This is a genomic window from Globicatella sanguinis NBRC 15551, assembly GCF_001552295.1.
In the GTDB taxonomy this organism is placed as follows: domain Bacteria; phylum Bacillota; class Bacilli; order Lactobacillales; family Aerococcaceae; genus Globicatella; species Globicatella sanguinis.
Genome location: NZ_BCQX01000118.1, coordinates 1 through 6975, shown reverse-complemented (window position 1 = coordinate 6975; position 6975 = coordinate 1). Strand labels below are relative to the sequence as shown.

The 6975-nt window shown below is 35.4% G+C and carries 7 protein-coding genes; all 7 read left to right on the top strand.

Features of this window, described 5'->3' with window-relative positions:
- Nucleotides 1-239 precede the first annotated feature (239 nt).
- A complete protein-coding gene (locus tag GSA01S_RS08715) occupies nt 240-947 on the top strand; it encodes a SanA/YdcF family protein (protein WP_066126705.1) in 708 nt (235 codons plus the stop codon).
- Nucleotides 948-1307: 360 nt separating this feature from the next.
- Nucleotides 1308-2270: an ABC transporter substrate-binding protein gene (locus tag GSA01S_RS08710; protein ID WP_066126704.1), complete on the top strand. Its 963-nt coding sequence runs from the start codon at nt 1308-1310 to the stop codon at nt 2268-2270.
- A gap of 10 nt (nt 2271-2280) precedes the next feature.
- A complete protein-coding gene (locus GSA01S_RS08705) occupies nt 2281-3237 on the top strand; it encodes an ABC transporter substrate-binding protein (protein WP_066126702.1) in 957 nt (318 codons plus the stop codon).
- Between the two features lie 267 nt (nt 3238-3504).
- Complete coding sequence (locus GSA01S_RS08700; protein WP_245631302.1) at nt 3505-4419, top strand: ABC transporter permease; 915 nt, start codon at nt 3505-3507, stop codon at nt 4417-4419.
- Nucleotides 4416-5216, top strand: a complete 801-nt coding sequence (locus GSA01S_RS08695) for an ABC transporter ATP-binding protein (protein WP_066126701.1) — start codon at nt 4416-4418, stop codon at nt 5214-5216. Before GSA01S_RS08700 ends, GSA01S_RS08695 begins: the two co-directional genes overlap by 4 nt.
- 14 nt (nt 5217-5230) lie before the next feature.
- A complete protein-coding gene (locus tag GSA01S_RS08690; protein WP_066126699.1) occupies nt 5231-6688 on the top strand; it encodes an SLC13 family permease in 1458 nt (485 codons plus the stop codon).
- Between the two features lie 13 nt (nt 6689-6701).
- The coding region (locus tag GSA01S_RS08685) for a chorismate mutase (RefSeq protein WP_066126697.1) at nt 6702-6975 on the top strand (274 nt) is incomplete at its 3' end.

The window sequence follows — 6975 nt, the reverse complement described above, 5'->3', positions numbered from 1 at the left end:
GGGTGGACAGACGAAGCGAAAACCAATCACTTTTCTACTTCTGGTCTACCCCCAATGATGTTAGCAGTGGTTAAAAAAACTTTGGTTTAATCAAACTTAATGATTGAATAAAATTATGCCTATTGAAATGGCCTTAATCAAAAAGGGAGTGGGTAGCGAGAACGGGATTTATATTTTCGTTTGTTACCCACTCTTACTATTGTTTGGAAAGGTTCGTTTTTAATAATAAGGGGAAAAATATGAAGACAGTATGGAAATTAATCAAGGGGATTATTAAATTGATTTTATATGGAATGATAGCAGTTGGATTAGGCATTATATTGATTAATGGATGGGTCATTACAAAGGGAATGACGAATTTTCAAGAAATTGATACACTTCAACAAGAACCGCTAATGCAAGATGAATCTGTTCCGGTATTAGTATTAGGGGCCGGGATTATCGATGCTGATACTCCTAGCACTATTTTAAAGTTAAGGTTAGATAAAGCAGTGGCGTTTCATCAGGCATTTCCGAATAATCCGATTATTATGAGTGGTGATCATATGGATATGTATTATAACGAGGTTGCCGTAATGAAAAAATACGTAGTCAGTAAAGGGGTAAAAAGTGAAAAAGTCTATTTAGATCATGCAGGCTATTCTACTTATGACAGTTTATATCGATTAAAGCATGTTTTAAATCAAGAAAAAGTTATCATTATTACTCAAGGATATCATTTGTCCAGAGCGTTATTATTAGCAGAAGGATTTGGTATGCAAGCGATTGGGATACCAGCTGATGAAGCAAGTTCAACACGATTCGAAAGGGAAACACGAGAAATATTAGCCAGAGTTAAAGATTTCTTCGTCGTCTATTTTAAATACGAATTACCACAACCGGAATTAAATTATGGTTTTAATTTAAGTGAATCAGGTGATTTAACGAATGAAAAAGAGCGACTATGATAAAAATTAAAATAAAATGAGATTTATGTTAAAAAACTATTGACTTTTATCATTCTATCTAATAAACTATGGATAAGAAATCAAAAGAAAGGTGATGTTAACGATGAATACGCACTTATTACAAAATGTATCATATTTTTACAGCTACTTTAGATAGTGTTTGTATCTACTATGGGTACAAACCGGAAACGAAAGTTTGTATCTATGGGAGCTGAAAAATTTTGATGCCCGCATAGATGTTGTAAAAATCTAAGCGGGACGTAATAAGAGAGCATCCAAGCATCTTTGTTTTGGTAGTGAGTCTTAAAAGACCTGTTTAGATTAACTAAACAGGTCTTTTAATTTTTAGGAGGAAATAAAATGAAAAAAGGTTATTATTATGTGCAGTTAATGAAGTTATTAGGAATCTTAGCTTTGGTGCTAGGATATGTTTCACCTGTTCTTGCAGAAGAAACTTTAAAGGTTGGTGTTTTACAATATGTTGAACATGAATCTCTAAATGCAACGTATCAAGGATTCATCGATGGATTAAAAGAAGCCGGTTATGAAGAGGGCAAAAATCTTGAAATTGATTTTTTAAATGCGGCTGCTGACAATGCTAATCTACAATCTATGAGTGAAAAATTAGTAAATAACAATGATGTACTTTTTGCTATTGCGACTCCGGCAGCTCAAGCATTAGCAAATGTAGCAGGGGATAAACCATTGTATTTCTCAGCTGTAACGGATCCAGTTAGCGCTGGTTTGGTTGAAAGTTTAGAAAAACCAGGTAAAAATGTGACAGGTACCATCGATGCTGCCCCAATTGAAGAGCAAGTGAAATTATTACAAAAAGTTGCCCCAGAAGCAAAAACAATCGGTCTTTTATACAATTCTGGGGAGGCAAATTCGTTATCAGAAGCAGAGAACGCCAAAGAACAATTAACTGCAGTAGGGCTAAAGGTTGAAGAAGCAACTGTGACCTCTACTAATGATATTAGTCAGGTGATGGGTTCTTTAGTAAGGAAAGTGGATGCAATATTCACTGTAACAGATAATACTGTTGCGAGTGCAATGACCTTAGTAGGTGACTTAGCTATCGAAGCCAAGCTACCAATCGTCGGTGGCTCAGAAGATATGATTAATGAAAATGGATTAGTAACATACGGATTAAATTATTATAACTTAGGTAAACAAACGGCAGCGATGGTTGTTAAACAGCAAGAAGAAAATTTAAATGTTTCAGAGGTGCCAGTAGAATCAGCGAGCGAAAATAATTTAATTATTAATGAGAAAGTTGCGGAAGCATTAGGGATTGATATTACAAATTTAAAAGTAGAGTAGGAGAATAAAGATGAAAACAAACAATAATTTCAGTCGATTTAGTTTAGTGGTGTTAGTTTTATTAAGTTTTATAACCGTGTTACCCTTACAACGAGTAACTGCCGAGGACACAATAAAAATTGGTGTTTTACAAACAGTTGAACATGAAGCACTAGATGCAGTATTAAAAGGGTTTGAGGAAACTTTAAATAACTCTGAATTAGCGGATAGAGTAGAAATCAATGTGCAAAACGCAAGTGGCGATATGGCAAATTTACAATCAATGAGTGAAAAATTAGCAAGAGAAAATGATTTGTTATTTGCTATTGCGACTCCTGCAGCTCAAGCTTTAGCTACGGTTGAGTCAACTAAACCTATTTTTATAGCAGCGGTTACGGATCCTGTTGAAGCAGGATTAGCCGAATCTTTGGAAAAGCCTGGACGCAATGTAACGGGGACAACCGATATGGCACCGATTGCTGAACAAGTGGCTTTATTACTTAATAATTTTCCCGATGTTAAAACAGTAGGGATGATTTTTAATTCGAGTGAAATTAATTCGGTAGTGTTAACCGACAAAGCAACTGAAGAATTTGAAGCCAAAGGTGTTAAGGTAGAAGTAGGGACAGTGACTAGCACTAACGATATTGCTCAAGTCATGGGCTCACTAGTTGAAAAAGTCGATGCGATGTTCATGGTCACTGACAATACCATTGATAGTTCAATCTCATTAGTGGGGGATTTAGCCAAACAGGCCGGAATTCCAACAATTGGTTCTTCCGATTCTGTGGTGCAAAAAAATGGCTTAGCAACTTTATCTAATTCTTATGAAGATTACGGCATTCAAACAGCAAATATGTTAATTAAGTTAGTTTCAGAAGATTTAAAACCTGCTGATATGCCGATTGAGACTGCTGACAAGTTACAATTAATTGTAAATGAGGAATTTGCACAAGCGATTGGCGTAGATCCAGATTCCATTAAATAAGTTATGAACAATTTACTCTCAACTTATGGACAACCTGTGTATAACTAGCTTTTTTATGAAAAAGTTGTGCATAAGTTGAGAGAATTATGAAATAAAAGGAAAAATCTCAATTCGATATTGAAACTTAATCCACAAATGATTTACAATAAAACATAGAATATAAAACTTTTTTATAGATAGCACAGCTACCAAAAATAAAAACAGCTTCGTTTTTTGTGTTTAAGTTATTAAATGAATGATTTACTATGTGAAAGAAGGAAAAAAGAAATGTTGGAAATTATTACATCGAGTTTTACACAAGGTGTTGTCTGGGCCGTTATGGCTTTAGGCGTTTATATTACCTTTCGCTTGCTTGATATAGCTGATTTGTCTGCGGAAGGAAGCTTTCCTCTTGGTGCGGCTATTTGTGCTACCTTAATCACCAGTGGGGTACACCCCATTTTTGCAACCATTGCGGCTTTCTTTGGAGGCGGCTTAGCCGGAGTGGTTGCAGGGTGGATTCATACGAAATTAAAAATCCCTGCTCTATTGACCGGTATTTTACTGTTAACCGCGTTGTATTCCATTAATTTACATGTGATGACCGGCCGGCCTAATATAGCTTTATTGGGTCAATCAACCTTATATTCAATTGTTCAAGAGGCGACGGGATGGAGTAAAAATTTTAGTGTAACCGTGGTAACTTTATTAATTTTGGCAGTTATTATTATTTTACTAGTGACCTTTCTAAATACAGAGATTGGCTTAGCTTTAAGAGCCACTGGGGATAATGAAACGATGAGTTCGGCCAATGGCATTAATACTAAAAGAATGAAAACTTTAGGTTATATGCTAGGTAATGGGTTAATTGCGTTAGCAGGAGCATTGGTTGCTCAAAAAGATGGATTTAGTGATATTGGTATGGGAATCGGGACGATTGTCATTGGCTTGGCTTCTATTATTGTGGCTGAAGTCATCTTACCTAACAAACCGCTTGCTATTCGTATGATTTCGCTTATTTTAGGAAGTTTTGTGTATCGCTTAATCATTGACATCATTTTAAATCAGCAATTGATCAGTATTCGCGCAACAGACTTAAGATTATTCTCAGCAATCTTACTAACAATTGTGTTATATCTACCTGAGTTTCAAAGAAATCAGTTACAGAAAAAAGGTATTGCTAATGGAGGTCGTTCAAAATGAGTCAATTAGTTTTAAATAATATTCACAAAACTTTTGGGATGGGAACCGTGAATGAAAACCATGTTTTAAAAGGAATTGATTTAACCTTAGATAAAGGTGATTTCGTAACGGTTATCGGAGGCAATGGAGCAGGCAAATCTACTTTGCTTAATACCATTGCGGGTCATCATATTCCTGATCAAGGAACGATTATGATTGGAGAGGCGGATATCACTACTTTATCAAACCATCAAAGAGCTAATAAAATAGGCTATGTGTTTCAAGACCCTAAATTGGGGACGGCACGTCGTTTAACGATTCAAGAAAATATGGCACTCGCAAACCGTAGAGGGTTAAATCGTGGTTTATCATGGGGCGTAAAACGATCTGAACGCGAATTTATAAAAAATAAATTATCATCTTTAGGTTTAGGCTTGGAAAATCGCTTAAATACAGATGTCGAATTTTTATCAGGTGGTCAAAGACAAGCCTTAACCTTATTGATGGCCACCTTAAGAGAACCAGAATTATTATTGTTAGATGAACATACGGCTGCTTTAGATCCTAAAACGAGTGAAATGGTATTAAACTTAACCGATAAAATAATTGCCGAACAGAATTTAACAGCCTTAATGATTACGCATAATATGGCGGATGCGATAAAATATGGTAATCGATTGATTATGTTACATCATGGAAAAGTCATTTTGGATGTTAAAGAGCATGAAAAGAAAAACATGACCGTGATTGATTTATTAGATTTATTTAAGCAACATAGTGGCGAAACAGTAACTTCAGATGCAATGCTGTTAAGTTAGGAGAATCAAAATATATGAAAAAGAATAGTTTATTGCAAAAACTGATTCTATTGTTTAGTTTGATTATTTATTTAACCATTTTGGGTAATCAATACTTCAGTTGGAATTTATTAGGAATGAATCCTTTGACACTTTCAATGTTGGGCATTTTTATTAGTAGTTTATTAATGTGGTTATTTATCGCTATTGATTGGCCAAGTCTCTTATGCTTATTAGGTATGGCTTTAATACCAGAGATTGGATTCAATAGCGTATTGCCACTTTCATTTGGCAATGCAACCTTTGCATTTTTATTATTTACTTTTTTATTGACCTATTCCTTGGAGCAAACTTATTTTATTAAACGAGTGACTGCATGGGCTCTTCACAGTCGATGGGCCCAAGCCTCCTCTTGGAAACTATTAATTGCCTTTTATTGTGTTATGTTATGTTTAGGCAGTTTTATTTCGCCGACTATTTTGTTTATGATTGCGTATCCTATTTTTGAAGAATTGGCTCATCAGTTCGGATTTGATAAAGGGAATCGCAATGCGGCGATTATGATTTTTACATTATATACCACTATCGCCATAGGGACTGCAATGACACCGATTAATCATGTGTTTGCGATAACGGCCATTGGTTTGTATGAAGCGGCTTTTAAGGCTTCGATAAGTTATTTTCAATACATGATGATTGGTATTCCGACAGGCATCATTATTTTTATCTTTTTATTAATTTTTATAAAATATGTTTGGAAATTAGAATTAGCAGAAGTCACAAGTCAACGTCTTGAATCACTAAAAAGTATTCCTAAAATGTCCCGTGAAGAAAAATGGATTGTGACGATTTTTGCAATGGTCGTAGCGATGTGGTTGTTACCAGAATTATTTGTGATGATTCTGCCTGGGCTCTCAGATTTTTTTAAACAAGCAGGGATTGTGTTCCCGCCTTTAATGGGCGTGATTATGTTAGCAGTGATACGAGTTTCAGGTAAACCGTTACTTGATATTAACAAGGCTATGAAAGAGGGCGTTTATTGGCCAAGTTTACTATTGGTGGCAGCCACTTTAGCGTTGGGGAGTATGCTAGCTAATGAGAATGTTGGGATTGTAGCACTCTTAAACAATGGGATATCTCCTATCTTTACTAATTTATCAGGATTTGTAGTAGTATTAATTTTTGTTATTTGGGCGGGGTTACAAACAAACCTAAGTTCCAATTTGGTTACCGTATCGGTTGTATCGGCAGTGGCCATTGCATTGGCTAATTCCATGGATTTTAGCGCTAATTCAGCTTTAATTGCGGTATTTATTGGATTTATGTCATCGATGGCGATGATGACCCCACCAGCGATGCCTTATGTGGCCATTGCAATTGGTGAAAGATGGCTGACAAGCCGCCAAGCATTAATTTTTGGTTTTTGGATACTAGTGGTGACGATTTTAAGCTGTATGTTAGTAGGATACCCAATAGGCAGTGAAATATTATGAAAGTAGGGATTGAATGTTAGAGCAACAGCGTGCTAAAATTGATCGAATTGATCGCCAACTCGTTAAATTATTTGAAGAACGCATGAAAGTGGTCGAAGAAGTCATTGAGATAAAAATAGGATTGAATATGGATATACTTGATTCAAGTAGAGAATCAAAAGTGATTGAAACAGCAGTTAGTCGATTAGAAAATCCTGAACTCGCAAGTGAAACACACGAATTCTTTACCGAGTTAATGAGTATATCCAGAAATTATCAGGCAAAAATCCGTCAAAATAAATTAAATC